We start from the raw sequence: 22,286 nt of genomic DNA, 5'->3' as shown, positions 1-22,286 counted from the left end.
GTGACGCTGATCGCGCCGATCGCGATGGATGACGGTCTGCGTTTCGCGATCCGCGAAGGCGGCCGCACCGTCGGCGCCGGCGTCGTCGCCAAGATCTTCGAGTAAGTGCAAGACCGCGGGACCGGAGCCGCGCGCTCCGGTCCCGAATCACGGCAACGGTGAGAAGCCGCTGTCATTCCAAGTTGTAGAAACGTTCTTTCGATAAACAGGACACGGTTATGGCGAACCAGAAGATTCGCATTCGGCTCAAGGCCTACGATCATCGTTTGATCGATCGTTCCGCCGGCGAGATCGTCGAGACGGCCAAGCGCACCGGCGCTACGGTGCTCGGCCCGATCCCGCTGCCGACCAAGATCGAGCGCTACACGATCCTGACGTCTCCGCACGTCGACAAGGATGCGCGCGATCAGTACGAGACCCGTACGCACAAGCGAGTGCTCGACATTGTCGACCCGAACGACAAGACCGTGGACGCGCTCATGAAGCTTGACCTCGCCGCTGGCGTGGACGTCCAAATCAAGCTCGGCTGAGCGATAGACAGGATACGAAGATGAGTATCGGACTGGTTGGCCGCAAATGCGGCATGAGCCGGATCTTCACGGAAGACGGCACGTCGATTCCGGTGACGCTGATCGAAGCGACCCCGAATCGCGTGACGCAGGTGAAGACCGAAGACAACGATGGCTACAGCGCCGTCCAGGTGACCGCGGGCGCCAAGCGCGCGTCCCTGCTGACGAAGCCGGCCAAGGGCCACTACGCCAAGGCCAAGGTCGAGCCGGGTCGTGGTCTGTGGGAATTCCGCGTCAGCGCCGAAGACGTTGCCAAGTACGAAGTCGGCAGCGAAATCAAGGTGGATGACATTTTCGAAGCCGGCCAGGTGGTCGACGTCGCGGGTGTGAGCAAGGGCAAGGGCTTTGCCGGCACCATCAAGCGTCATCACTTCCGTGGCCAGGACAACACGCACGGCAACTCGCTGTCGCATCGCGTCCCGGGTTCGATCGGTCAGAACCAGACGCCGGGTCGCGTGTTTCCGGGCAAGAAGATGTCCGGTCACATGGGCGCCGTGCGCCGTACTGCGCAGGGCCTGCAGGTGGTCAAGGTCGACGCCGAGCGTCATCTGATCGCGATCAAGGGCGCCGTGCCCGGCGCGACCGGCGGCGACGTGATCGTCCGCGCGACGTCGAAGGGTTGAGGAGAAACGGCATGGAACTGAATGTAACTGGCGCCAAGCCGATGAAGGTCTCCGAAGTCGTGTTCGGCGCGGAGTTCCGCGAGCACCTGATTCATCAGGTCGTCGTGGCCTACCAGGCTGGCGGTCGCTCCGGTACCAAGGCGCAGAAGACGCGTTCGGAAGTCAACGGCACGACCAAGAAATCCAAGCGCCAGAAGGGCGGCGGTGCGCGTCACGGTGCGCTCACGGCGCCGATCTTCGTCGGCGGTGGCGTGACCTTCGCGGCCAAGCCGCGCAGCTTCGAACAGAAGGTCAACCGCAAGATGTATCGCGGCGCCCTGCGCTCGATCGTGGCCGAGCTGAATCGTCAAGAGCGCTTCAAGGTGGTCGAGGACTTCGGTCTGGAATCCGCCAAGACCAAGGCGATGGCCGCGAAGCTGGCCGAGCTGGACGTCAGCGGTCGCGTGCTGCTGGTGTCCGAGAGCGCCACGGAAGATCTGTACATGGCGGCGCGCAACATCCCGTATGTGCACGTCGTTGACGTTGCCGCACTGAATCCGGTCAGCCTCGTGGGCGCCGATTACGTGGTGGCGACGGTCGAGTCGGTCAAGAAGCTCGAGGAGTGGCTGGCATGAGCAACGAACGCATTCTCAACACGCTGCGCGGCCCGCACATCTCCGAGAAATCGGCGTTGCTCGGCGAGCACAACCAGTATGTTTTCGTGGTCGCGCCGGACGCGACCAAGGCTGACGTCAAGGCCGCTGTGGAAAACCTCTTCGACGTGACCGTCGAGCAGGTGAACATCGTGAACGGCAAGGCCAAAGCCAAGTCGTTCCGCTTCCGCACCGGCAAGCGCCAGGGCAAGCGCAAGGCCTACGTCCGTCTCGCCGATGGTCAGACCATCGACGTGTCGGCGGCCTGATCCAGGAGTTGAATTTCGATGGCACTGATCAAACTCAAGCCAACCTCAGCTGGACGCCGTTCCACGGTGCGCGTGTCCACGCCGGGCCTGCACAAGGGCGCGCCGTACGCGGCGTTGACCGAGGCGCAGTCCCGTACCGGCGGGCGTAACCACCACGGCCGCATCACCACGCGTCATCGCGGCGGTGGTCACAAGCAGCTGTATCGCATCATCGACTTCAAGCGCAACAAGATCGGCATTGCCGCTCGCGTCGAGCGCCTGGAGTACGATCCGAACCGCACCGCGCACATCGCGCTGGTCTGCTACGCCGATGGCGAGCGCCGCTACATCATCGCCCCGAAGGGCCTTGAAGTGGGCGACCGCATCATGGCCGGCAGCAATGCGCCGATCAAGCCGGGCAACAGCCTGCCGCTGCGCAACATTCCGGTCGGCAGCACGGTGCACTGCATCGAGCTGAAGCCGGGCAAGGGCGCGCAGATCGCCCGCAGCGCCGGCGCCTCGGCCCAGCTGGTCGCGCGTGAGTCGGCCTACGCCACGCTGCGTCTGCGTTCGGGCGAGATGCGTCGCGTCTCGATCGAGTGCAGCGCGGTCATCGGCGAAGTCGGCAACAGCGAGCACAGCCTGCGCAAGCTCGGCAAGGCCGGTGCCAAGCGCTGGCGTGGTGTCCGCCCGACGGTCCGTGGCGTGGCCATGAACCCGGTCGACCATCCGCATGGCGGTGGTGAAGGCCGTACCTCCGGTGGCCGTCATCCGGTCAGCCCGTGGGGCACGCCGACCAAGGGTTACAAGACCCGCAACAACAAGCGCACGCAGAAGTTCATCGTGCGCCGCCGCAGCAAGTAACGGGAGACGATCATGCCGCGTTCTTTGAAAAAGGGTCCGTTCGTCGACCTGCACCTGCTGAAGAAGGTGGAGGTTGCCTCCGCCGCCAACAATCGGCGTCCGATCAAGACCTGGTCGCGTCGCTCCATGGTCCTGCCGGAAATGGTCGGCCTGACCATTGCCGTTCACAACGGTCGCCAGCATGTCCCGGTGCTGATCAACGAGAACATGGTCGGGCACAAGCTCGGCGAGTTCGCGGTGACGCGCACTTTCAAGGGCCATTCCGGCGACAAGAAGTCGAAATGACGATGGATAGCACGATGGAAGCCAAAGCGATCCTGCGCAGTGCGCGCATCTCGGCGCAGAAGGTGCGTCTGGTGGCCGACATGGTCCGCGGCATGCCCGTGGGCAAGGCCGACGGCCTGCTCGAGTACACCAACAAGAAGGCTGCGCACCTGGTGCGCAAGGTGCTGCTGTCCGCCGTCGCCAACGCCGAGAACAATCTCGGCGCCGATGTCGACGAGCTGAAGGTGGCGCGCATCTTCGTGGATGAGGGCCCGACCATGAAGCGCATGCATGCACGCGCCAAGGGTCGCGGTTCGCGCATCCTGCGCCGTACCAGCCACATTACTGTCGTCGTCGGCGACTAAACGAGGACGAAAACGATGGGTCATAAAGTACATCCCACCGGCATCCGCCTCGGCATTTCCAAGGACTGGAATTCCAAGTGGTACGCCAACAAGAGCCACTATGCCGAGTACCTGGCCGCCGACCTGAAGGTCCGTGAGCTGCTCAAGGACAAGCTCAAGCAGGCCGGTGTCTCGCGCATCCAGATCGAGCGCCCCGCCAACAACGCGCGCATCACCATCCACACGGCGCGTCCGGGTGTTGTGATCGGCAAGAAGGGCGAGGACATCGAGAAGCTGCGCAACGAAGTGACGAAGGTGATGGGCGTTCCGACGCACATCAACGTCAACGAAGTGCGCAAGCCGGAGCTGGACGCCCAGCTGGTGGCGGAGTCGATCGCCAGTCAGCTCGAGCGCCGCATCATGTTCCGTCGCGCCATGCGTCGCTCGGTCGGCAACGCCGTGCGTCTGGGCGCCCTGGGCATCAAGGTGCACGTCGCCGGCCGCCTGAACGGCGCCGAGATCGCGCGCTCCGAGTGGAGCCGCGAGGGCCGAGTCCCGCTGCACACGCTGCGCGCCGACATCGATTACGGCTTCGCCGAAGCCCACACCACCTACGGCGTCATCGGCATCAAGGTCTGGATCTACAAGGGTGAGATCTTCGACCTGGAAACCGCCGAGGAAGCGAAGGACGAAAAGCCGTCCGGTCGTCGCGAGGGCGGTGAAGGCCGCCGCGCTCGGGCTGCGAAGTAAGGAGTCTCAGTCATGCTGCAACCCAAGCGAACCAAATATCGCAAGATGCACAAGGGCCGCAACCGCGGTCTGAGCAACAACTCGAACCTCGTCAGCTTCGGCGAGTTCGGCTTGAAGGCGACCACGCGCGGCCAGTTGACGGCGCGCCAGATCGAGGCGGCCCGTCGTTGCATCACGCGTTACGTGAAGCGTGGCGGCAAGCTCTGGATCCGCGTGTTCCCGGACAAGCCGATCACCAAGAAGCCCATCGAAGTGCGTATGGGTTCGGGCAAGGGCAACGTCGAGTTCTGGGTCGCCCCGATCCAGCCCGGCCGCATGCTCTATGAAATCGAGGGTGTCGACGAGCAGACCGCTCGCGAAGCCTTCCGTCTGGCGGCTGCCAAGCTTTCGGTGCAGACCCAGTTTGTGACCAGGGCGGTGATGTGATGGCTATCAACGACATTCGTGAAAAATCGGTCGAGGAGCTCAACGAGCACCTGCTCGAGCTGCGCAAGGAACAGTTGAACCTGCGCATGCAGAAGGGTTCGGGCCAGCTTTCCCAGCCGCATCAGCTGCGCCGTGTTCGGCGCGACATCGCCCGCACGAAGTTCGTGCTGGGCGAGAAGAAGTAAGGACCGCCGACATGAGCGAGAATCAGAAAACAGCACGCAGCCTGCAAGGGCGCGTGGTCAGCGACAAGATGACCAACACGGTCACCGTGCTGATCGAGCGTCAGGTGCAGCATCCGGTATTCGGCAAGATCATCCGCCGTTCCACCAAGCTGCACGTGCACGATGAGTCCGGCGCACGCGAAGGCGACCTGGTGCGCATCGAAGAGTGCCGGCCGCTTTCCAAGACCAAGCATCATCGCGTGGTCGAAATCGTTTCGCGTGCGGAACAGTAAGGCGAGGGTGCAGACATGATCCAGATGCAAAGCACGCTTTCCGCGGCGGACAACAGCGGCGCGCGCGAACTGATGTGCATCAAGGTGCTGGGCGGCTCCAAGCGTCGTTACGCCCGCATCGGCGATGTCATCAAGGTGACCGTCAAGGACGCGATCCCGCGCGGCAAGGTGAAAAAGGGCGAGGTGTACAATGCCGTCGTCGTGCGCACCGCCAAGGGTGTGCGTCGTACCGACGGCTCGCTGATCCGTTTCGACGGCAACGCGGCGGTGCTCCTCAACAACAAGCTCGAGCCGATCGGCACCCGTATCTTCGGACCGGTCACTCGCGAGCTGCGCAGCGAGAAGTTCATGAAGATCGTCTCGCTGGCGCCGGAAGTGCTCTGAGCGGAGGCCTAGACATGCAACGAATCAAGAAGGGTGATCACGTCATCGTGACCACCGGCAAAAACAAGGGCCAGCGCGGTGACGTCATCAGCGTGGCGGGTGATCGGGTGTTCGTTTCCAACGTGAACCTGATCAAGCGCCACACGAAGGGCAATCCGCAGGATCCGCAGGCTCCGAGTGGCATTATCGAGCGCGAAGCCTCGATCCACATCTCCAACGTGATGCTGTTCAACCCCGCCACCAACAAGGGTGAGCGCGTGGGTACCAAGACGCTCGAGGATGGGCGCAAGGTCCGCGTGTTTGTCTCGAGTGGCGAGGTCGTGGACGCGTAAGGACGAAATCATGACGCGCCTTGAAAATTTCTACAAAGAGCAAGTCGTTCCCAAGCTCGTCGAGCGGTTCGGCTACCAGAACGTGATGCAGGTTCCCCGCATCACCAAGATCACGCTGAACATGGGCGTGGGCGAAGCCGTGGGCAACAAGAAGATCCTCGAGAACGCCGTGGCCGACATGGCCAAGGTGTCGGGTCAGAAGCCGGTGACGACCAAGGCCCGCGTGTCCGTGGCCTCGTTCAAGATCCGTGACGGTTGGCCGATCGGCTGCAAGGTGACGCTGCGTCGCGCCAAGATGTACGAGTTCCTGGATCGCCTGATCAACATCTCGCTGCCGCGCGTCCGCGATTTTCGCGGCGTCAACGGCCGCTCGTTCGACGGTCGCGGCAACTACAACATGGGTCTGAAAGAGCAGATCATCTTCCCCGAGATCGACTACGACCAGATCGACGCGATCCGGGGCATGGATATCTCCATCGCCACGACCGCCAATACCGACGAGGAAGCCAAGGCACTGCTCGAAGCCTTCAACTTCCCGTTCCGTAACTGACCTTAGGTACAGACATGGCCAAGACCTCCATGGTTGAGCGCGACATCAAGCGCGCCAAGCTCGTCGCCAAGTACGCCGAGAAGCGTGCGGCGCTGAAGAAAATCGTGCTGAGCCCGGAATCCTCCTACGAGGAGAAGATGGAAGCGCAGGCGAAGCTGCAGAAGTTGCCGCGCGATTCCAGTCCGGTTCGCCAGCGCAACCGTTGCGCCCTGACTGGTCGTCCGCGCGGTGTCTACCGCAAGTTCGGCCTGGGTCGCAACAAGCTGCGCGAAGCCACCATGAGCGGCAACGTGCCCGGCCTGCGCAAGGCCAGCTGGTAATTCCACTCGCCATAGCGGTTTCAATACTGCTATACTCGCGGGTCTGCCCGGCCGGTTCCACCGCGTCCGGGCATTACAATCGAAGATTTCCGGTCAACGGATATCGGTGCAACCTCAAAGGTTTGACTTATGAGCATGACTGATCCCATTGCCGACATGTTCACGCGCATTCGCAACGCCCAGGCCATGGGCAAGGCGACCGTGAGCATGCCGGCTTCCAAGCTGAAGGCGGCCATCGCCGACCTGCTGAAGAACGAGGGCTACATCCTCGACAGCAAGGTTGAGCAGAGCGATGCCAAGAAGCCCGTCCTTGAGATCCAGCTGAAGTACTTCGAAGGCCGTCCGGCCATCGAGCGCATTCAGCGCATCAGCCGTTCGGGCCTGCGCGTGTATCGCGGCAAGGACGAACTGCCGCAGATCATCGGCGGCCTGGGCATTTCCATCATCTCGACCTCCGCCGGTCTGCTGACCGATGCGCAGGCCCGCAACAAGGGTCTGGGCGGCGAAGTGCTCGGCCTGGTGGCATAAGGGAGAATCGTCATGTCTCGTATTGCCAACGCGCCGGTCGCCCTGCCCAAGGGCGTCGAATTCAAGTCCGACGACAGCGGCGTCACCGTCAAGGGCCCGAAGGGCACCCTGTCGCTGCACGCGCTTCCGGGCGTCATCATCAACAACGAGGACGGCACGCTGCGCTTCTCCATCGCCAATGGCGGTGAAGTGAAGTTCGCGGGTACCGCTCGCGCCCTGGTGGCCAACATGGTCAAGGGCGTCACCGACGGTTTCGAGCGCAAGCTGGAGCTGGTCGGCGTCGGTTACCGTGCCTCCATGCAGGGCAAGAGCCTGAACCTCAGCGTGGGTTACTCGCACCCGGTGGTGTTCGAGGCCCCCGAGGGCATCTCCATCGAAACCCCGAGTCAGACTGAAATTCTGATCAAGGGTGCCGACAAGCAGCGCGTCGGTCAGGTGGCCGCCAAGATCCGTTCGGTGCGCCCGCCGGAGCCGTACAAGGGCAAGGGTGTCCGCTATGCGGGCGAGCGTATCAGTCTGAAGGAAGCCAAGAAGGCGTAATGCCGTCGCGGGCCGCATGGCCCGGACGATGTAAAGCCGATCCGTTTCCAGGAGTAGCAAGATCGTGGATAAGAATTCCGCCCGTCTGCGCCGTGCCAAGTCCACGCGCGCTCACATCCGCAAGCTGGCCGTGCCGCGCCTCACGGTGCACCGTTCCGGTCAGCATCTGTACGCGCAGGTCATCGACGCCACCGGCGGTACGGTGGTGGCCGCGGCCTCGACGCTGCAGAAGTCGGTCAACGAGGGCCTCAAGGGCACCAAGAACCTGACCGCCGCTGCCGCGGTGGGCAAGGCCGTCGCCGAACGTTCCATCGCCGCCGGTGTCGATAGCGTGGCGTTCGACCGTTCGGGCATGAAGTATCACGGCCGCATCAAGGCGATCGCCGACGCTGCGCGTGAAGCTGGCCTGAAGTTCTGATTCGTTGCGGCGTCCGTGCTTTTTCCGGGGTTTCTCGGGCCGGCGCCGCAATTCAAGCATAACCAGAAGTACAACAACTCCAAGCGGCTGCGGCCGTAATCTACAAGTCCCGGACCGTTCCGGGCGCGACAGGAAAAGACATGTCTTCGAGTGATCGTGACAATTCAGATGGCCTGCTCGAGAAGCTGATTGCCGTCAATCGTGTGGCCAAGACCGTCAAGGGCGGCCGCCAGATGAGCTTTACCGCGCTGACCGTGGTCGGCGACGGCGAAGGCCGCGTGGGCTTCGGTTATGGCAAGGCGCGTGAAGTGCCGCTGGCCATCTCCAAGGCCATGGAGCGCGCCCGCCGCAACATGGTGAAGATCGACCTCAACAACGGCACCCTTTGGTACGCCATCAAGGCGAACCACGGTGCGGCGCGTGTCTACATGCAGCCGGCCGCCGAGGGTACCGGCGTGATCGCCGGCGGCGCCATGCGCGCCGTGCTGGAAGTGGTCGGCGTGCGCAACGTGCTGGCCAAGGCCGTCGGTTCGCGCAACCCGATCAACCTGGTCCGCGCGACCATCAACGGCCTGAAGGCGGTGGCTTCGCCGGCGCAGGTCGCTGCCAAGCGCGGCAAGACTGTCGAAGAGGTGCTGGGCAATGGCTAAGAGCAACGCCAATACCGTTCGCGTGCGCCTGGTCAAGGGCCTGCGCGGTGTGCAGCAGCGTCATCGTCTGAGCGTAAAGGCCCTGGGCCTGAACAAGCTCAACGATGTGCGCGAACTGAAGGACAGCCCGCAGGTGCGCGGCCTGATCAACAAGGTCTACTACCTGGTCCGGGTCGAGGAGTAAGCGATCATGCGTCTGAATACGATCAAGCCGTCCGAAGGCTCGCGTCCGAGCCGCACCCGTGTGGGTCGCGGTATCGGTTCGGGTCTCGGCAAGACCGCTGGCCGCGGCCACAAGGGTCAGCACGCCCGCTCCGGCGGTTATCACAAGGTGGGCTTCGAGGGCGGCCAGATGCCGCTGCAGCGTCGCCTGCCGAAGGTGGGTTTCCGCTCGCTGAAGAAGGCCGACACCGAGCAGGTGTTCCTGTATCAGCTGGACAGCGTGAAGTCCGACACCATCGATTTCGCCACGCTGCGCGAGGCGGGTCTGGTCAGCAGCCGCGCCAAGAAGGTCAAGATCGTGCTGCAGGGCAGCATCGATCGCGCGGTCAAGCTGTCCGGCGTGATGATCACGGCCGGCGCCAAGGCTGCCATCGAGGCAGCCGGCGGAAGCGTGGAGTAAGGCGTGGCCGGTCCGCAGGGCAACAGCATGCTGGGATCGCTCGGTCGTCTGACCGAGCTGCGCCAGCGCATCTTCTTCGTGATCGGTGCGCTGGTGGTGTTCCGCCTGGGTTCGTTCATTCCGGTGCCGGGCGTGAACCCGGACGCGATGAGCAGCTTCCTGAATCAACAGGGCGGCCTGCTGGGCATGTTCAACATGTTCTCCGGCGGCGCGCTGGGACGTTTCTCGGTATTCGCCCTGGGTGTGATGCCGTACATCTCGGCTTCCATCGTGGTGCAGATGATGGGCGCGGTACTGCCCAGCCTGCAGCAGCTGAAGAAGGAAGGCGAGGCCGGTCAGCGCAAGCTGACCATGTACACGCGTATCGGCACCGTGGGTCTGGCTGCGTTCCAGGCGTTCGGCATCGCCGTGGCGCTGCAGAAGCAGGTCGGCGCGGGTAACATCCCGGTCGTCTACATCCCGGGTTCCGGCTTCATTCTGTCCGCCGTGATCGGTCTGACGGCCGGCGCGATGTTCCTGATGTGGCTCGGTGAGCAGATGACCGAGCGCGGCGTCGGCAACGGTATTTCACTGCTGATCTTCGCCGGCATCGTGGCGGGTCTGCCTGCCGCGGTCATGCATACGCTGACCATGGCCAACAACGGCGAGCTGTCGATCCTGCGCGTGTTCATGGTCATTGCCGTGGTGCTGGGCGTGACGGCGTTCGTGGTGTTCATGGAGAAGGCGCAGCGGCGCATCACCGTGAACTACGCACGGCGCGGCGGCGGTCGCCAGGGCTATCAGAACCAGACCTCGCATCTGCCGCTGAAGATCAACATGTCGGGCGTGATCCCGCCGATCTTCGCCTCGAGTCTGATCATGTTCCCGGCCACGGCTGCGGCCTGGATCGGAACGAGCAACAAGTCGCACTGGCTGACTTCGCTGACCACCGCGCTGTCGCCGGGCGAGCCGCTGCACGACGTGCTGTATGCCGCGATGATCCTGATCTTCGCGTTCTTCTACACCGCGATCGTGTTCAATTCGCAGGAAACGGCCGACAACCTGAAGCGCTCGGGCGCCCTGATTCCGGGCATCCGTCCGGGTCGCAGCACCGCCAACTACATCGACGGTGTGATGACCCGGCTGACGACGGTCGGTGCGATCTACCTGGTGCTGGTGTGTCTGGTGCCGACGTTCCTGCAGAACGCATGGCACGTACCGTTCTACTTCGGTGGTACGTCGCTGCTGATCGTGGTGGTCGTGGTGATGGACTTTACCGCGCAGATCCAGGCGCATCTGGTCAGCCACCAGTACGAGAATCTGCTCAAGAAGGCCAATCTCCGTCGCAACTGAGACGGTAGCAAGGGCCACGGGGAGAAAGCCGGGATGCCGGGTGCGGCGCCCGTAGGGCTTTCTGTTTGATGAAATAAAGGTTAGAATTGCGCGTTTACCGCGCACGTTACGTAACTCGGAGAGAACAGCTCATGGCGCGCATTGCGGGTGTCAATCTGCCGGTCCACAAGCATGTGTGGGTCGGTCTGCAGAGCATTTATGGCATCGGGCGTACCCGGTCCATGAAGGTCTGCGCCGAAGCCGGTGTGGAACCCACCACGCCGATCAAGTCGCTCAGCGAAGGCGAGATCGAGAAGCTGCGTGCCGAAGTCGGCAAGTACATCATCGAGGGCGACCTGCGCCGCGAGATCGGCATGTCGATCAAGCGACTGATGGACCTGGGCTGCTACCGCGGCCTGCGTCATCGCCGCGGTCTGCCTGTTCGCGGTCAACGCACGAAAACGAATGCGCGTACCCGCAAGGGCCCGCGTCGTCCGATCAGGAAGTAAACGGATTCCAAAGTTATGGCAAAGCCGGTCAAGAGCAAGAAGAAGGTCAAGCGCGTCGTCACCGACGCGATCGCCCATGTGCAGGCGTCCTTCAACAACACCATCGTCACCATCACCGATCGTCAGGGCAACGCGTTGTCCTGGGCGACCGCCGGTGGTGCCGGTTTCCGTGGTTCGCGCAAGTCCACGCCGTTCGCCGCGCAGGTTGCTGCCGAGCGCGCCGGTCGTGCCGCGCTGGATTACGGCGTGAAGACGGTGGAAGTGCGCATCAAGGGCCCGGGTCCGGGTCGCGAGTCGGCCGTGCGTTCGCTGAATGCGCTCGGCTACAAGGTTCTGAACATCACGGACGTCACGCCGATTCCGCATAACGGCTGCCGTCCCCCGAAGAAGCGTCGCGTCTAAGGAGCACATCATGGCCCGATATCGTGGAGCCACCTGCAAACTGGCGCGCCGTGAAGGCGCCGACCTTGGGCTGAAGAGCCCGGCGCGCGCGCTCGATTCCAAGTGCAAGCTGGAGAACAAGCCCGGCCAGCACGGTGCCAATCGCCGCATGCGTCAGTCGGATTACGCCGGCCAGCTGCGCGAGAAGCAGAAAGTCAAGCGCATCTACGGCGTGCTGGAACGTCAGTTCCGCAACTACTACACCAAGGCGTCCTCGCTGAAGGGCAACACGGGCGAGAACCTGCTGCGCCTGCTGGAAAGCCGTCTCGACAACGTCGTCTATCGCATGGGCTTCGCCGTGACCCGTTCGCAGGCGCGTCAGCTCGTGTCGCACAAGGGCGTCATGGTCAACGGCAAGAAGGTGAACATTCCTTCCTTCCAGGTCCGTGAAGGCGACGAGATCTCCCTGACCGAACGCGCTCAGAAGCAGCTGCGCGTGCAGGAAGCCTCGACGCTGGCCGACAGCATGGATCTGCGCCCGATGTGGGTCGAGGTCGACGCCAAGAAGTTCGCCGGCGTGTTCAAGTCGGTGCCGGATCGCGGCGATCTGCCGTCCGACATCAACGAAAGCCTCATCATCGAGCTTTACTCGAAGTAAACCAATTACCGGAGCCGTACATGGCAGTTTCGTCTACAAGCGTGCTGCGGCCGCGCGGCCTGAATGTCGAGCAGCTCGGCCCCAACCACTCCAAGGTGGTGGTCGAGCCGCTGGAGCGTGGCTTCGGCCACACTCTGGGCAATGCCCTGCGTCGCGTGCTGCTCTCCTCCATCCCGGGTTCGGCGATCGTCGAGGTCGAGATCGACGACGTCCTGCACGAATACACCACGCTGGAAGGTCTGCAGGAGGACGTGATCGAAGTCCTGCTGAACCTGAAGGACGTCGCGATTCGCCAGCACAGCGGCGATGAGGTCGTGTTGACCCTGTCCAAGAAGGGCAAGGGCGTGGTCACCGCGGGCGACATCACCGTTGATCACACCGTGGAAATCGTCAATCCGGACCATGTGATTTGCCATCTGACCAAGGACATCGCGCTGAACATGCGCCTGAAGGTCCGCAAGGGGCTGGGTTACCAGCCGGTCAGTGCGCGTCAGAATCCGGACGACGAGAGCCAGCCGATCGGCCGTCTGCAGCTGGACGCGTCCTTCGCGCCGGTGCGTCGCGTGGCCTACGAGGTCGACGCGGCCCGCGTGGAGCAGCGTACCAACCTGGACAAGCTGATCCTGGACATCGAGACCAACGGCACCATCGACGCCGAGGAAGCGGTGCGCAAGGCGGCCGAGATCCTCAATGACCAGCTGTCGATCTTCGGCGACTTCTCGCAGCGCGAGAGCGACGAGGGCGAAGCCGAGCAGGCCGGGTTCGACCCGCTGCTGCTGCGTCCGATCGACGATCTGGAGCTGACCGTGCGTTCGGCCAACTGCCTGAAGGCCGAGAGCATCTACTACATCGGCGATCTGGTGCAGAAGACCGAGGTCGAGCTGCTGAAGACCCCGAACCTTGGCAAGAAGTCTCTGACCGAGATCAAGGACGTGCTGGGTGCGCGCGGTCTGGCGCTGGGCATGAAGCTCGAGAACTGGCCGCCGCCGGGTCTGGTGCACGGGATGCAGCTGGGCTGATAAGGCTCCGCTCGGACCTGCGGTGAATTGCAGTCCTTAAGTGTTTACTTGTGCGATCTTCCCTGATCGCCCTAGTAGTGAAGAATTCGGCCGGAGCGTTCATTACGCTCTGGCCGAAGCACCAAAAGTGGCCATCCATGGCCGCACTGTTCGAAAAGCGTCGTTCTTTTGGCATTTTCGGACGCAAGCGGTCTTCGGACCGTGTTTCTCTAAGGCCCCGATCTGATAGGGCTCACAGCGGGCAACCGCGGGTGTCGGACACAAGAGCCGGCTTCCCATAACGACAAACGAAGAGAATTCCATCATGCGTCACATGAAATCCGGTCGTAAATTCAATCGGACCAGCAGTCACCGTCAGGCGATGTTCCGCAACATGGCGGCGTCGCTGATCAAGAACGAGCTGATCCGCACCACGCTGCCGAAGGCCAAGGAACTGCGCCGCGTCGCCGAGCCGTTGATCACCCTGGCCAAGACCGACGGCGTCGCCAACCGCCGCCTCGCCTTCGCGCGTCTGCGCGACAAGGAAGCGGTCGGCAAGCTGTTCACCGATCTGGGCCCGCGCTACAGCGAGCGTCCGGGCGGCTACCTGCGCATCCTGAAGTGCGGCAACCGCGACGGCGACAATGCGCCGATGGCGTACGTCGAGCTGGTGGATCGTCCGGGTGCCCCGGAAGCCGAATAAGTTTTCCGGTTCCTGATTTGCTGAAAGACCCCGGCAGCCTGCGCTGCCGGGGTCTTTCGCTTTCGGCGCCGACGGTTTCTGCGACGCGCGCATGGGTCTGCGTGCTGACAAGCGCAAAGGGAATGGGTACCTTTGCGGTTCATTCGTCGAAGCGATGCCCCATGAATCCACTGCGTTGGTCTTTCCGCACCTTCTATCTCGTCGGCTTCCTGATCTGCGCCGCGCTGATCGGCTTCGCCCTGTATGCGCAGTACGTGCTGCTGATGGATCCGTGTCCGCTGTGCATTCTGCAGCGCGTGGCCTTCATCGCGCTTGGCATGGTGTTCCTGGTCGGTGGTCTGCATGCGCCCAAGGGCCATGGACGCTGGGTCTACGCACTGCTGGCGCTGTTGGCGGCCGCCACTGGCGTAGCCATCGCGGCGCGACACCTGTGGATTCAGTCGCTGCCGCCGGGCGCCGTGCCCAGCTGCGGTGCGCCGCTGGGTTACTTGTTGGATACGCGCGACGCGCACGGCGGCCTGCTCGGTGTGCTGAAGATGGTGCTCAGCGGTTCGGGCGAGTGCGCCAAGGTCGAAAACATCCTCGGTCTGCCGATGCCGCTGTGGTCGCTGATCTGGTTCGTGCTGCTGGGTGCCGGTGCGCTGTTCGCCGCGCGCCGCCGCCGCTGAGACTTCATCCGCCGGACATGCGCTCATGCCCGCACGGCATTTCCCTGGATGCGGGATAATGCCTATCCTGTTTCCATGAACCGCCGTGCCCGTGCCATGAATGTAAGCGATCGTCCCGTCCAGCCCATCCGTGAACCCGAGAACTGGGCGCCGGATTCCTGGCAGGCACGCGAAGCCATCCAGCAGCCGCATTACGAGGATCAGGCGGCGCTCGGTGCCGCGCTCGGGGAGCTTAGCGAGCGTCCGCCACTGGTCACCTCGTGGGAGGTGCTGACGCTCAAGCGCCTGGTCGCCGAGGCGCAGGAAGGCCGGCGCTTCGTGCTGCAGGGCGGCGATTGCGCGGAAAGCTTTGCCGACTGCAACAACCGGGTCATCACCAACCGCTTGAAGGTGCTGCTGCAGATGAGCCTGGTGCTGGTGCACGGCATGCGTCTGCCGGTGCTGCGCGTCGGTCGTTTTGCCGGGCAGTACGCGAAGCCGCGTTCGGCCGACACCGAGACCCGCGACGACATCACGCTGCCGAGCTACCGCGGCGACATCATCAATGCGCCGGCCTTCACGCCGGAAGCGCGTCGCGCCGACCCGCATCGCCTGCTGCGTGCCCATTCGCATTCGGCGATGACGATGAACTTCACGCGCGCGCTGATCGACGGCGGCTTCGCGGATCTGCATCATCCCGAATACTGGGACCTGGCGTGGGTCGACCATTCACCGCTGGCCAGCGAATACCGGCAAATGGTCGATGGCATCAGCGACTCGCTGCGCTTCATGGAGACGCTCGCGGGTGAGGCGCTGGAAAGCTTCTCGCGCGTGGATTTTTTCACCTCGCACGAGGCGCTGCTGCTGCACTACGAGCAGGCCCAGACGCGCCGTGTGCCGCGGCAGTGGGGTTGGTTCAACCTGGGTACGCACTTCCCCTGGATCGGCATGCGCACGGCGGCGCTGGACGGCGCGCACGTGGAGTATTTCCGCGGCATTCGCAATCCGGTCGCGATCAAGGTCGGTCCGACCATGCAACGCGATCATCTGCTGCGCCTGCTGGATGTGCTCAATCCCGACGACGAACCCGGCCGCATGACGCTGATCCATCGCATGGGGGCGGACAAGGTCGCCGACAAGCTGCCGCCGCTGCTGGAGGCGGTGCGCGCCAGTGGGCGGCGCGTGCTGTGGGTGTGCGATCCCATGCACGGCAACACCGAGAGCACATCCAACGGCTACAAGACGCGCCGTTTCGCCAACGTGGCCGGCGAGTTGGAGCAGGCGTTCGATGCGCATGCCGCTGCCGGCACGCGCCTGGGCGGCGTGCATCTGGAATTGACGGGCGAAGACGTGACCGAGTGCATCGGCGGCGCGCGTGGGCTGGTCGAGGCGGATCTGTCGCGTGCCTACAAGTCGACCGTCGATCCGCGTCTGAACTACGAGCAGTCGCTGGAGCTGGCGATGCTGATCGTGCGCAAATCGGGCGGTCGCATCAGCGTCTGATCTCGATGCGTATGAGCCTGTCATGCGCTTGAGGTCACATGCGAGCATGTGTCGACGACGACTGCAGCGAGCACGCTAGGGGGCGGAGGCGGCCCCATGCCGAACGTGCGTGCAACCCATGATCGCGCCCACCGACACGACGAGCCTGATCGGGCTCGTGCTGATACGCCCGCCGCTGCTGACCATGATCCACGAGTTCGGAGGACATGCGCTGGCCTGCGTCGTCAGCGGGTCATGTGCCGACGGCCTTGGGCGCCTACTACGTGGCATGTCCGGCGGCGATGGGGTGGGACGGCCGCCTGATCGCGCTGGCCGGCACTGCGATGGACGTGGTCACGGCGTTCAGCGTACCAGGGCTGGCGCTGCGTGCAGGGTGATTTAGCGCGCCTGGCGCTGTGGATCGTGTTCACCGTGAAGGGCATGGTCGCCGCTGGTTACTGGCGGTCTCGGGCGTGTTCGGCCTTGGCGACTGGACGCCGAGTGTGCGCGGCGGGATGGGAGCGATGCCGCGGCGCATGCGGTTGGCGGGCGTCGGTCTGTTCGCCTACATTGCGGTCACACGGCGTATCGATACGCAGCTCGACGACATGCTCGGCACGCAGGGGACTGCGCTGGCGATGCGCAAACGCGCGGCGATGACGGTGTACGGCGTCGGTGGCCTGGTCGCGGTGGTGGTCAGTCTCTTCAATCCGCTCGGCATCGCGATCACGCTGGTTGCGGTCGTGGCCTTGTCGTCCGGGGCACCGCGAGGCTGTTCAACGTGGCGTTCCGCTCGTCCGGTGAACAGCCTGCGACCGCACTCCGCCTAGCTCGACGGTATGCGTGGCTGGTCGCGGGCGTACGGGTCACGATAGCGTTCCCGGCCGTACTCGTACCGATGCTCTACATCGGTACGGTCTAGCCAGAGGTTGGCACCGTGGTGGCAGGCGCTGGAACGCTTGCCGCGGGTACCGGCGCACTTGAGGCTGCCGGTACGGGTGTGCTCGACGGCGTCGCTACCGAGGCTGCCGCGGGAGCGGTCGCGTTTTCCGCTGGTGCATCCGCTTGCGGCGTCTCTTCCAGCACCGTCGGGAAGAAATGCGGACGACGGCGTGCGTGCGTGTGCTGCTCGAAGCCGTAGGCGATGCGGATCAGCGTCGGTTCGCTCCACTTGCCGGCGAAGAACACCACGCCGACCGGCAGGCCATGCACGAAGCCGGCGGGTACGGTGATCGATGGATAACCGGCCACGGCGGCCGTGCCGTAGCCGTTGCCGCCGTCGTTGTCGCCGTTGACCAGATCGGTCACCCACGCCGGCCCCTGGGCTGGCGCCACCAGTGCGTCCAGGTGCTGCGCGGCGAGGGCGGCGTCGATGCCTTCCGGCCCGGCTAGACGGTGCGCCTTCTGCCGGGCGTCGAGATAGGCCTTGTCGGTCAACGGTCCCATGGATTCGGCTTTCAGGAACAGTTCCTGTCCAAACCAGGGCATCTCGGTGTCCGCGTGCGCCTTGTTGTAGGCGATGAGGTCGGCCAGCGAATGCACCTTCAGGCGCGGCCGCGTGGCCAGATAGGCATTGAGATCGTGCTTGAACTCGTACAGCAGCACGGTGAATTCGGCATCGCCGAATTCGTTCAGGTGCGGCAGTTTCACCGGGTCGATGACGATGGCGCCGGCGGCGCGCATGGCCGCGATGGACTGATCCAGGATGCGGTCGGTGGCCGGGCTGTAGCCGGTCAGTGCGCGCACCACGCCGATGCGCTTGCCGCGCAGTCCCTGCGGATCGAGGAAGCGGGTGTAGTCGGTGGCGTGCAGATCCGCTTCGCGGGTGGCCGGGTCCTGTGGATCGCTGCCGGCCATCGCGGTGAGCAGGCGCGCGGCGTCGCCGACGGTGCGCGCCATCGGTCCGGCGGTGTCCTGGCTGTGGCTGATCGGAATGATGCCGGCGCGGCTGACCAGCCCGACCGTGGGCTTGATGCCGACGATGCCGTTGGCCGCCGACGGGCAGATCACGGAACCGTCCGTCTCGGTGCCGATGGCGACCGTGACGAAGCCGGCCGCCACGGCGGCGGCCGAACCCGAACTGGAGCCGCAGGCGCTGCGATTGAGCACGTACGGATTGCGCGTCAGGCCGCCACGACCGCTCCAGCCGCTGGAGGCATGCGTCGAGCGGAAATTGGCCCATTCGCTGAGGTTGGTCTTGCCCAACAGCACCATCCCCGCCGCGCGCAGCTTCAGTGCGACGGTGGCGTCGCGGGGCGCGGGCGGGCCGACCAGCGCCAGCGAACCGGCGGTGGTCTGCATGCGATCGCCGGTGTCGATGTTGTCCTTGAGCAGCACCGGAATGCCGAGCAGCGGCGGGTGCGACGTCGGTGCGCTGGCACGCTGCTCGTCGCGCTGGCGGGCGATTTCGAGTGCGTCGGGATTGATCTCCAGCACCGAATTGACGTTGGGGCCGGACTGGTCCTTGGCTGCAATGCGCATGATGAAGGCGCGCGCCAGATCCTCGGCGCTGAGCTGGCCCTGGTCCATGCGCTTCTGCAGCGTCGGAATGGACGCGTAGATGTTGGGCACGACGGGCGCGGCCGGCGGCGTCGCTGGCGGCGATGCACTCGCGGCGGCGGCGATTCCGGACAACAGCGCCCATCCCGGTACGGTCCAGATCTTCATCAACAATTCCCCTGAGGTCATGGAGCACGAAGGCTGCCATGCATGTTACCGCGTTCGCCCGCAGCCGGTCGTCGTCGATCGCCGGACGCGTCTAGCGGGTGTGCAGCCAGTCGGACACGGCCTGCCAGGGCTCGATGCGCCAGGCCGAGCGGGCCTGTCCGGACGGCGAAGGCAGCACGAACAGGCGCGTGTCGCCGAGCCGTTCGTCCTGCCAACCGTAGTCCACCGCATGACGCAGCCAGGCACGCGCCGCATTCTTGCTGGTGAAGGCAATCGCTTCGGGTGCATGCCGCCGGATGCGCGCCTCGAAGGCATCCAGATCGAAGGCGTCGCGCGGCAGTTGGTTGTCATTGCCGGAGTGGTGCTTGGAAAGGTCGGTCAGCCCGACGCCCAGCGCGAGCAACTGCGGGAACTCCGCCGGCGCGAAGCGACGTGGCGTGATGCCCACTTCGTGCAGCGTGCGCCAGAAGGCGTTGCCGGGATGGGCGTAGTACGCGGCCTCGCTGGCCGAGCGGCGGCTCGGTGCGGTGCCGCAGAACACCAGGCGCAGGCCGGGCTGCAGCATGTCGGGGAGAATCGGCGCGGACTCAGTCGCCATCGTCGAGCAGGAAGTCGGTGTACTGGAAGCGTTCGTCGCGCAGCACGGATTCGCCGCGTTGCAGCGCGATCGGTGCGCGGAAGGCCGGGCCGGCGAACGCGAGGGTGTGGAATTCGCCGTTTTCGCCGCAGGGATCGACACCCTCCGGCAGCGCGTCCAGCAACGCGTCGTCGAAGGCGCGTCCGCAGAACGAGGCGTCGAGCTGGGTGGTATCGACGCAGACCAGCATGGCGCGATGTCCGGTCTGCACGAAGTGGCGGGCCACTCGAGCGGTGTCCATCTTCCAGAGTGGAAACACGCCTTCCCAGCTCATTCGCGCCAGCTGCTGCTCGCGGTAGGCGCGTACATCTTCGAGGAACAGATCGCCGTACGCGCAGTGCCGCAGGCCGGGCCAGCGCGCGGCGGCCGCTTGCAGCGCTGCGGCATGCGCCTTTTCGTAGGCGTCGTTGCTGCTGGGCCAATCGATTTCGGCGGTCAGCAGCGGCAGTTCGAGCGCCTGCGCCTGACGTTCCAGCACGTCGCGGCGGATGCCGTGCATGGCGATGCGGTCGAAGGTGCGGGTGACGGTGGTGAGCAGGGCGACGGGCTGCCATGACGGATCGGCGCGAAGGGCTTCGAGCGCCATCAGACAGTCCTTGCCGCCGCTCCATGCCAGCAGTACGGGAGCGGGTTTGGTCATGCCAGCCAGTCTAAGGCCTAGGCCATGGCTTGGCGATGGCTGCGCGATCCTCTGGGCGTGACGTCACATGTCGTGCGGTGGCACACGAGAAATATCGCGTACCTACCGCAGCTTGGACACATCATCGGCCGTCATCCCGGCGGATGCCGGGATCTCGCATCTCATCGGCGCCTCGTGAAGTCGCTGGGTCCCGGCTTTCGCCGGGATGATGACTTTGGAGGCTCTTCGCCGATGCTGGCGTTGCGTCAGGCGGCGCGCGAGGCGCGCTTGCGGTCGCTTTCGGTCAGATGTTTCTTGCGCAGACGGATTTCCTTCGGCGTGACCTCGACCAGCTCGTCATCGTCGATGAACTCCAGCGCCTGCTCCAGCGACATGCGCACCGGCGGCGTCAGGGTCAGCGCGTCGTCCTTGCCGGAGGCGCGGACGTTGGTCAGCTGCTTGGCGCGCAGGGCGTTGACGGTGAGGTCGTTGTCCTTGGAGTGGATGCCGACCAGCTGGCCTTCGTAGATCTCCACGCCGGCGTCGATCATCATGCGGCCGCGGTCCTGCAGACCGTACAGCGCATAAGCCGGGGCCGGACCGGTGCCGTTGGAGATCAGCACGCCGTTCTGGCGCTTGCCGATCGCGCCTTCCGACTTCGGGCCGTAGTGGTCGAACACGTGGAACAGCAGGCCGGTGCCGGCGGTCAGCGTCTTGAATTCGGTCTGGAAACCGATCAGGCCGCGCGCCGGGATCATGTATTCTAGACGCACGCGACCGCGACCGTCCGGCTCCATGTTCTTCAGCAGGCCCTTGCGCAGACCCAGGCGCTCCATCACGCCGCCCTGGTACTGCTCTTCCAGGTCGACCACGAGCTGTTCGTACGGCTCCTGCATCACGCCGTCGATTTCCTTGATGATGACCTCGGGACGCGACACGCCCAGCTCGTAGCCTTCGCGGCGCATGGTCTCGATCAGGATCGACAGGTGCAGCTCGCCGCGGCCGGAGACCTTGAACTTGTCCGGATCGTCCGTGTCTTCGACCTTCAGCGCGACGTTGTGCAGTGTCTCGCGGATCAGACGGTCGCGGATCTGGCGGCTGGTGATGAACTTGCCGCCGCTGACGTCCTTCTTACCGGCGAACGGCGAGTTGTTGACCTGGAAGGTCATGGAGATGGTCGGCTCGTCCACGGTCAGCACCGGCAGCGCCTCGGGCGCGTCGATCGCGCAGACGGTGTCGGAGATGCCCAGGTTCTCGATGCCGGAAATGGCGATGATGTCGCCGGCGCGCGCCTCGGGCACTTCATTGCGCTCCAGGCCCATGAAGCCGAGCACCTGCAGCACCTTGCCCTGGCGCTTTTTGCCCTCGCGGTCGATGACGGACACCGGCATGTTGGTGCGCACGGTGCCGCGCTGCACGCGGCCGATGCCGATCACGCCGACGTAGCTGTTGTAGTCGAGCTGGCTGACGCGCATCTGGAACGGGCCGTCCGGATCCACGTCCGGCGCCGAGACCTTGTTGACGATGGTCTGGAACAGCGGCGTCATGTCGCCTTCGCGCACGCTCTCGTCCATGCCGGCGTAGCCCTGCAGGCCCGAGGCGTAGACGATCGGGAAGTCCAATTGCTCGTCGCTCGCGCCGAGGCGGTCGAACAGATCGAAGGTGGCGTTGAGCACCCAGTCCGGACGCGCGCCGGGACGGTCGACCTTGTTGATGACGACGATGGGCTTGAAGCCCATCTCGAAGGCCTTCTGGGTGACGAAACGGGTCTGCGGCATCGGGCCGTCGAACGCGTCGACCAGCACCACCACGGAATCGACCATCGACAGCACGCGCTCGACCTCGCCGCCGAAGTCGGCGTGGCCCGGGGTGTCGACGATGTTGATGCGCCAGGTCTCGCCCTTGGGGTCGGTCCAGCGGATGGCCGTGTTCTTGGCCAGGATGGTGATGCCACGCTCCTTTTCCAGGTCGTTCGAGTCCATCACGCGATCCGGAATCACCTCGCGTTCGGAAAGCGTGTTCGACTGCTTCAGCAGCTGATCGACGAGGGTGGTCTTGCCGTGGTCGACGTGGGCGACGATGGCAATGTTGCGGAGCTTCTCGATGGACATGCGAAACCGGCCCGACCTGTAGGTCGCGCCGCCTCTGTGGTG

36 protein-coding genes are annotated in these 22,286 nt (G+C 64.4%); 32 read left to right on the top strand and 4 right to left on the bottom strand.

Annotated elements, in window-relative coordinates; translation table 11 throughout:
• The 32 genes from LF63_RS15575 to LF63_RS16305 all read left to right on the top strand — a co-directional run.
• A partial coding sequence (locus LF63_RS15575; protein ID WP_081945193.1) for an EF-Tu C-terminal domain-related protein occupies positions 1-105 on the top strand: 105 nt, incomplete at its 5' end.
• Positions 106-218: 113 nt separating this feature from the next.
• Positions 219-530, top strand: a complete 312-nt coding sequence (gene rpsJ, locus LF63_RS11130) for a 30S ribosomal protein S10 (protein ID WP_043101825.1) — start codon at positions 219-221, stop codon at positions 528-530.
• Positions 531-550: 20 nt separating this feature from the next.
• A complete protein-coding gene (gene rplC / locus LF63_RS11125) occupies positions 551-1,192 on the top strand; it encodes a 50S ribosomal protein L3 (RefSeq protein WP_043101824.1) in 642 nt (213 codons plus the stop codon).
• Between the two features lie 11 nt (positions 1,193-1,203).
• Positions 1,204-1,806: a 50S ribosomal protein L4 gene (gene rplD / locus LF63_RS11120; protein ID WP_043101822.1), complete on the top strand. Its 603-nt coding sequence runs from the start codon at positions 1,204-1,206 to the stop codon at positions 1,804-1,806.
• Entirely contained in the window at positions 1,803-2,093 is a 291-nt protein-coding gene (rplW, locus tag LF63_RS11115; protein ID WP_043101815.1) for a 50S ribosomal protein L23, read from the top strand. Before rplD ends, rplW begins: the two co-directional genes overlap by 4 nt.
• An 18-nt stretch (positions 2,094-2,111) precedes the next feature.
• Positions 2,112-2,936, top strand: a complete 825-nt coding sequence (rplB, locus tag LF63_RS11110; RefSeq protein ID WP_043101810.1) for a 50S ribosomal protein L2 — start codon at positions 2,112-2,114, stop codon at positions 2,934-2,936.
• A gap of 12 nt (positions 2,937-2,948) precedes the next feature.
• Positions 2,949-3,221, top strand: a complete 273-nt coding sequence (gene rpsS / locus LF63_RS11105; protein WP_043101808.1) for a 30S ribosomal protein S19 — start codon at positions 2,949-2,951, stop codon at positions 3,219-3,221.
• A 14-nt stretch (positions 3,222-3,235) separates the two neighbouring features.
• Positions 3,236-3,565, top strand: coding sequence for a 50S ribosomal protein L22 (gene rplV / locus LF63_RS11100; protein WP_043103736.1), 330 nt, complete (start codon positions 3,236-3,238; stop codon positions 3,563-3,565).
• Positions 3,566-3,580: 15 nt separating this feature from the next.
• Complete coding sequence (rpsC, locus tag LF63_RS11095; protein ID WP_043101806.1) at positions 3,581-4,294, top strand: 30S ribosomal protein S3; 714 nt, start codon at positions 3,581-3,583, stop codon at positions 4,292-4,294.
• A gap of 12 nt (positions 4,295-4,306) precedes the next feature.
• Positions 4,307-4,720 (top strand): 50S ribosomal protein L16, encoded by a 414-nt coding sequence (rplP, locus tag LF63_RS11090; protein WP_043101805.1) that lies wholly within the window; start codon positions 4,307-4,309, stop codon positions 4,718-4,720.
• Positions 4,720-4,905, top strand: a complete 186-nt coding sequence (gene rpmC / locus LF63_RS11085; protein WP_043101804.1) for a 50S ribosomal protein L29 — start codon at positions 4,720-4,722, stop codon at positions 4,903-4,905. Before rplP ends, rpmC begins: the two co-directional genes overlap by 1 nt.
• Before the next feature lie 11 nt (positions 4,906-4,916).
• The gene (rpsQ, locus tag LF63_RS11080; RefSeq protein WP_043101803.1) at positions 4,917-5,177 is read left to right on the top strand and encodes a 30S ribosomal protein S17; all 261 of its coding nucleotides are present in this window, start codon (positions 4,917-4,919) and stop codon (positions 5,175-5,177) included.
• Between the two features lie 15 nt (positions 5,178-5,192).
• Positions 5,193-5,561 (top strand): 50S ribosomal protein L14, encoded by a 369-nt coding sequence (gene rplN, locus LF63_RS11075; RefSeq protein WP_043101801.1) that lies wholly within the window; start codon positions 5,193-5,195, stop codon positions 5,559-5,561.
• 14 nt (positions 5,562-5,575) lie between these two features.
• A complete protein-coding gene (gene rplX / locus LF63_RS11070; protein WP_043101799.1) occupies positions 5,576-5,893 on the top strand; it encodes a 50S ribosomal protein L24 in 318 nt (105 codons plus the stop codon).
• A 7-nt stretch (positions 5,894-5,900) separates the two neighbouring features.
• Positions 5,901-6,443, top strand: a complete 543-nt coding sequence (rplE, locus tag LF63_RS11065; RefSeq protein ID WP_184655107.1) for a 50S ribosomal protein L5 — start codon at positions 5,901-5,903, stop codon at positions 6,441-6,443.
• Positions 6,444-6,457: 14 nt separating this feature from the next.
• Complete coding sequence (gene rpsN, locus LF63_RS11060; protein ID WP_043101794.1) at positions 6,458-6,763, top strand: 30S ribosomal protein S14; 306 nt, start codon at positions 6,458-6,460, stop codon at positions 6,761-6,763.
• 129 nt (positions 6,764-6,892) lie between these two features.
• The gene (gene rpsH / locus LF63_RS11055; protein WP_043101793.1) at positions 6,893-7,291 is read left to right on the top strand and encodes a 30S ribosomal protein S8; all 399 of its coding nucleotides are present in this window, start codon (positions 6,893-6,895) and stop codon (positions 7,289-7,291) included.
• Between the two features lie 12 nt (positions 7,292-7,303).
• Positions 7,304-7,831: a 50S ribosomal protein L6 gene (gene rplF, locus LF63_RS11050; RefSeq protein WP_043101790.1), complete on the top strand. Its 528-nt coding sequence runs from the start codon at positions 7,304-7,306 to the stop codon at positions 7,829-7,831.
• A 64-nt stretch (positions 7,832-7,895) separates the two neighbouring features.
• Positions 7,896-8,249: a 50S ribosomal protein L18 gene (gene rplR / locus LF63_RS11045; RefSeq protein ID WP_081945192.1), complete on the top strand. Its 354-nt coding sequence runs from the start codon at positions 7,896-7,898 to the stop codon at positions 8,247-8,249.
• Between the two features lie 140 nt (positions 8,250-8,389).
• The gene (gene rpsE / locus LF63_RS11040) at positions 8,390-8,899 is read left to right on the top strand and encodes a 30S ribosomal protein S5 (RefSeq protein ID WP_043101786.1); all 510 of its coding nucleotides are present in this window, start codon (positions 8,390-8,392) and stop codon (positions 8,897-8,899) included.
• Positions 8,892-9,083, top strand: coding sequence for a 50S ribosomal protein L30 (gene rpmD / locus LF63_RS11035; RefSeq protein WP_043101784.1), 192 nt, complete (start codon positions 8,892-8,894; stop codon positions 9,081-9,083). The genes rpsE and rpmD overlap by 8 nt, the downstream gene beginning before the upstream one ends.
• Before the next feature lie 6 nt (positions 9,084-9,089).
• The gene (gene rplO / locus LF63_RS11030) at positions 9,090-9,521 is read left to right on the top strand and encodes a 50S ribosomal protein L15 (RefSeq protein WP_043101782.1); all 432 of its coding nucleotides are present in this window, start codon (positions 9,090-9,092) and stop codon (positions 9,519-9,521) included.
• 3 nt (positions 9,522-9,524) lie between these two features.
• A complete protein-coding gene (gene secY / locus LF63_RS11025) occupies positions 9,525-10,853 on the top strand; it encodes a preprotein translocase subunit SecY (RefSeq protein WP_043101780.1) in 1,329 nt (442 codons plus the stop codon).
• Positions 10,854-10,984: 131 nt separating this feature from the next.
• Positions 10,985-11,341: a 30S ribosomal protein S13 gene (rpsM, locus tag LF63_RS11020; RefSeq protein ID WP_043101779.1), complete on the top strand. Its 357-nt coding sequence runs from the start codon at positions 10,985-10,987 to the stop codon at positions 11,339-11,341.
• A gap of 15 nt (positions 11,342-11,356) precedes the next feature.
• Positions 11,357-11,743 carry a 30S ribosomal protein S11 gene (gene rpsK, locus LF63_RS11015; RefSeq protein ID WP_043101775.1) on the top strand — a complete coding sequence of 129 codons (387 nt, stop codon included), beginning with the start codon at positions 11,357-11,359 and terminating at the stop codon, positions 11,741-11,743.
• 10 nt (positions 11,744-11,753) lie between these two features.
• Positions 11,754-12,380, top strand: coding sequence for a 30S ribosomal protein S4 (gene rpsD, locus LF63_RS11010; RefSeq protein ID WP_043101766.1), 627 nt, complete (start codon positions 11,754-11,756; stop codon positions 12,378-12,380).
• 20 nt (positions 12,381-12,400) lie between these two features.
• Positions 12,401-13,399, top strand: a complete 999-nt coding sequence (locus LF63_RS11005; RefSeq protein ID WP_043101764.1) for a DNA-directed RNA polymerase subunit alpha — start codon at positions 12,401-12,403, stop codon at positions 13,397-13,399.
• A 304-nt stretch (positions 13,400-13,703) separates the two neighbouring features.
• On the top strand, positions 13,704-14,081 hold the full coding sequence (gene rplQ, locus LF63_RS11000; protein ID WP_043101762.1) for a 50S ribosomal protein L17: 378 nt from the start codon (positions 13,704-13,706) through the stop codon (positions 14,079-14,081).
• A 161-nt stretch (positions 14,082-14,242) separates the two neighbouring features.
• On the top strand, positions 14,243-14,749 hold the full coding sequence (locus tag LF63_RS10995; protein WP_043101760.1) for a disulfide bond formation protein B: 507 nt from the start codon (positions 14,243-14,245) through the stop codon (positions 14,747-14,749).
• A gap of 96 nt (positions 14,750-14,845) precedes the next feature.
• The gene (locus LF63_RS10990) at positions 14,846-16,231 is read left to right on the top strand and encodes a class II 3-deoxy-7-phosphoheptulonate synthase (RefSeq protein WP_043101758.1); all 1,386 of its coding nucleotides are present in this window, start codon (positions 14,846-14,848) and stop codon (positions 16,229-16,231) included.
• Between the two features lie 206 nt (positions 16,232-16,437).
• Positions 16,438-16,608 (top strand): hypothetical protein, encoded by a 171-nt coding sequence (locus tag LF63_RS16310; protein WP_235205313.1) that lies wholly within the window; start codon positions 16,438-16,440, stop codon positions 16,606-16,608.
• An 18-nt stretch (positions 16,609-16,626) separates the two neighbouring features.
• Entirely contained in the window at positions 16,627-17,040 is a 414-nt protein-coding gene (locus tag LF63_RS16305) for a hypothetical protein (RefSeq protein WP_235205312.1), read from the top strand.
• An 88-nt stretch (positions 17,041-17,128) separates the two neighbouring features.
• Here the strand turns inward: LF63_RS16305 and LF63_RS10980 are convergent, their stop codons facing one another.
• The 4 genes from LF63_RS10980 to typA form a co-directional block, all read right to left on the bottom strand.
• Entirely contained in the window at positions 17,129-18,877 is a 1,749-nt protein-coding gene (locus LF63_RS10980) for an amidase (RefSeq protein ID WP_081945191.1), read from the bottom strand.
• A 91-nt stretch (positions 18,878-18,968) separates the two neighbouring features.
• Entirely contained in the window at positions 18,969-19,442 is a 474-nt protein-coding gene (locus tag LF63_RS10975; protein WP_235205311.1) for a mismatch-specific DNA-glycosylase, read from the bottom strand.
• A gap of 22 nt (positions 19,443-19,464) precedes the next feature.
• Entirely contained in the window at positions 19,465-20,154 is a 690-nt protein-coding gene (locus tag LF63_RS10970; RefSeq protein WP_043101755.1) for a Dph6-related ATP pyrophosphatase, read from the bottom strand.
• Between the two features lie 245 nt (positions 20,155-20,399).
• Positions 20,400-22,244: a translational GTPase TypA gene (gene typA / locus LF63_RS10965; protein WP_043101753.1), complete on the bottom strand. Its 1,845-nt coding sequence runs from the start codon at positions 22,242-22,244 to the stop codon at positions 20,400-20,402.
• Between the last annotated feature and the right edge of the window lie 42 nt (positions 22,245-22,286).

It is taken from the genome of Oleiagrimonas soli (assembly GCF_000761445.1).
In the GTDB taxonomy this organism is placed as follows: Bacteria; Pseudomonadota; Gammaproteobacteria; order Xanthomonadales; family Rhodanobacteraceae; genus Oleiagrimonas; species Oleiagrimonas soli.
This window is presented reverse-complemented; position numbering and strand designations above follow the sequence as displayed.

Bases quoted from the DNA above. Each gene is read 5' to 3' on its own strand.
- rpsJ (WP_043101825.1), top strand. From the start codon at position 219: ATGGCGAACCAGAAGATTCGCATTCGGCTCAAGGCCTACGATCATCGT.
- rplC (WP_043101824.1), top strand. From the start codon at position 551: ATGAGTATCGGACTGGTTGGCCGCAAATGCGGCATGAGCCGGATCTTC.
- rplD (WP_043101822.1), top strand. From the start codon at position 1,204: ATGGAACTGAATGTAACTGGCGCCAAGCCGATGAAGGTCTCCGAAGTC.
- rplW (WP_043101815.1), top strand. From the start codon at position 1,803: ATGAGCAACGAACGCATTCTCAACACGCTGCGCGGCCCGCACATCTCC.
- rplB (WP_043101810.1), top strand. From the start codon at position 2,112: ATGGCACTGATCAAACTCAAGCCAACCTCAGCTGGACGCCGTTCCACG.
- rpsS (WP_043101808.1), top strand. From the start codon at position 2,949: ATGCCGCGTTCTTTGAAAAAGGGTCCGTTCGTCGACCTGCACCTGCTG.
- rplV (WP_043103736.1), top strand. From the start codon at position 3,236: ATGGAAGCCAAAGCGATCCTGCGCAGTGCGCGCATCTCGGCGCAGAAG.
- rpsC (WP_043101806.1), top strand. From the start codon at position 3,581: ATGGGTCATAAAGTACATCCCACCGGCATCCGCCTCGGCATTTCCAAG.
- rplP (WP_043101805.1), top strand. From the start codon at position 4,307: ATGCTGCAACCCAAGCGAACCAAATATCGCAAGATGCACAAGGGCCGC.
- rpmC (WP_043101804.1), top strand. From the start codon at position 4,720: ATGGCTATCAACGACATTCGTGAAAAATCGGTCGAGGAGCTCAACGAG.
- rpsQ (WP_043101803.1), top strand. From the start codon at position 4,917: ATGAGCGAGAATCAGAAAACAGCACGCAGCCTGCAAGGGCGCGTGGTC.
- rplN (WP_043101801.1), top strand. From the start codon at position 5,193: ATGATCCAGATGCAAAGCACGCTTTCCGCGGCGGACAACAGCGGCGCG.
- rplX (WP_043101799.1), top strand. From the start codon at position 5,576: ATGCAACGAATCAAGAAGGGTGATCACGTCATCGTGACCACCGGCAAA.
- rpsN (WP_043101794.1), top strand. From the start codon at position 6,458: ATGGCCAAGACCTCCATGGTTGAGCGCGACATCAAGCGCGCCAAGCTC.
- rpsH (WP_043101793.1), top strand. From the start codon at position 6,893: ATGAGCATGACTGATCCCATTGCCGACATGTTCACGCGCATTCGCAAC.
- rplF (WP_043101790.1), top strand. From the start codon at position 7,304: ATGTCTCGTATTGCCAACGCGCCGGTCGCCCTGCCCAAGGGCGTCGAA.
- rpsE (WP_043101786.1), top strand. From the start codon at position 8,390: ATGTCTTCGAGTGATCGTGACAATTCAGATGGCCTGCTCGAGAAGCTG.
- rpmD (WP_043101784.1), top strand. From the start codon at position 8,892: ATGGCTAAGAGCAACGCCAATACCGTTCGCGTGCGCCTGGTCAAGGGC.
- rplO (WP_043101782.1), top strand. From the start codon at position 9,090: ATGCGTCTGAATACGATCAAGCCGTCCGAAGGCTCGCGTCCGAGCCGC.
- rpsM (WP_043101779.1), top strand. From the start codon at position 10,985: ATGGCGCGCATTGCGGGTGTCAATCTGCCGGTCCACAAGCATGTGTGG.
- rpsK (WP_043101775.1), top strand. From the start codon at position 11,357: ATGGCAAAGCCGGTCAAGAGCAAGAAGAAGGTCAAGCGCGTCGTCACC.
- rpsD (WP_043101766.1), top strand. From the start codon at position 11,754: ATGGCCCGATATCGTGGAGCCACCTGCAAACTGGCGCGCCGTGAAGGC.
- LF63_RS11005 (WP_043101764.1), top strand. From the start codon at position 12,401: ATGGCAGTTTCGTCTACAAGCGTGCTGCGGCCGCGCGGCCTGAATGTC.
- rplQ (WP_043101762.1), top strand. From the start codon at position 13,704: ATGCGTCACATGAAATCCGGTCGTAAATTCAATCGGACCAGCAGTCAC.
- LF63_RS10995 (WP_043101760.1), top strand. From the start codon at position 14,243: ATGAATCCACTGCGTTGGTCTTTCCGCACCTTCTATCTCGTCGGCTTC.
- LF63_RS10990 (WP_043101758.1), top strand. From the start codon at position 14,846: ATGAATGTAAGCGATCGTCCCGTCCAGCCCATCCGTGAACCCGAGAAC.
- LF63_RS16310 (WP_235205313.1), top strand. From the start codon at position 16,438: ATGCGCTGGCCTGCGTCGTCAGCGGGTCATGTGCCGACGGCCTTGGGC.
- LF63_RS10980 (WP_081945191.1), bottom strand. From the start codon at position 18,877: ATGAAGATCTGGACCGTACCGGGATGGGCGCTGTTGTCCGGAATCGCC.
- LF63_RS10975 (WP_235205311.1), bottom strand. From the start codon at position 19,442: ATGCTGCAGCCCGGCCTGCGCCTGGTGTTCTGCGGCACCGCACCGAGC.
- LF63_RS10970 (WP_043101755.1), bottom strand. From the start codon at position 20,154: ATGACCAAACCCGCTCCCGTACTGCTGGCATGGAGCGGCGGCAAGGAC.
- typA (WP_043101753.1), bottom strand. From the start codon at position 22,244: ATGTCCATCGAGAAGCTCCGCAACATTGCCATCGTCGCCCACGTCGAC.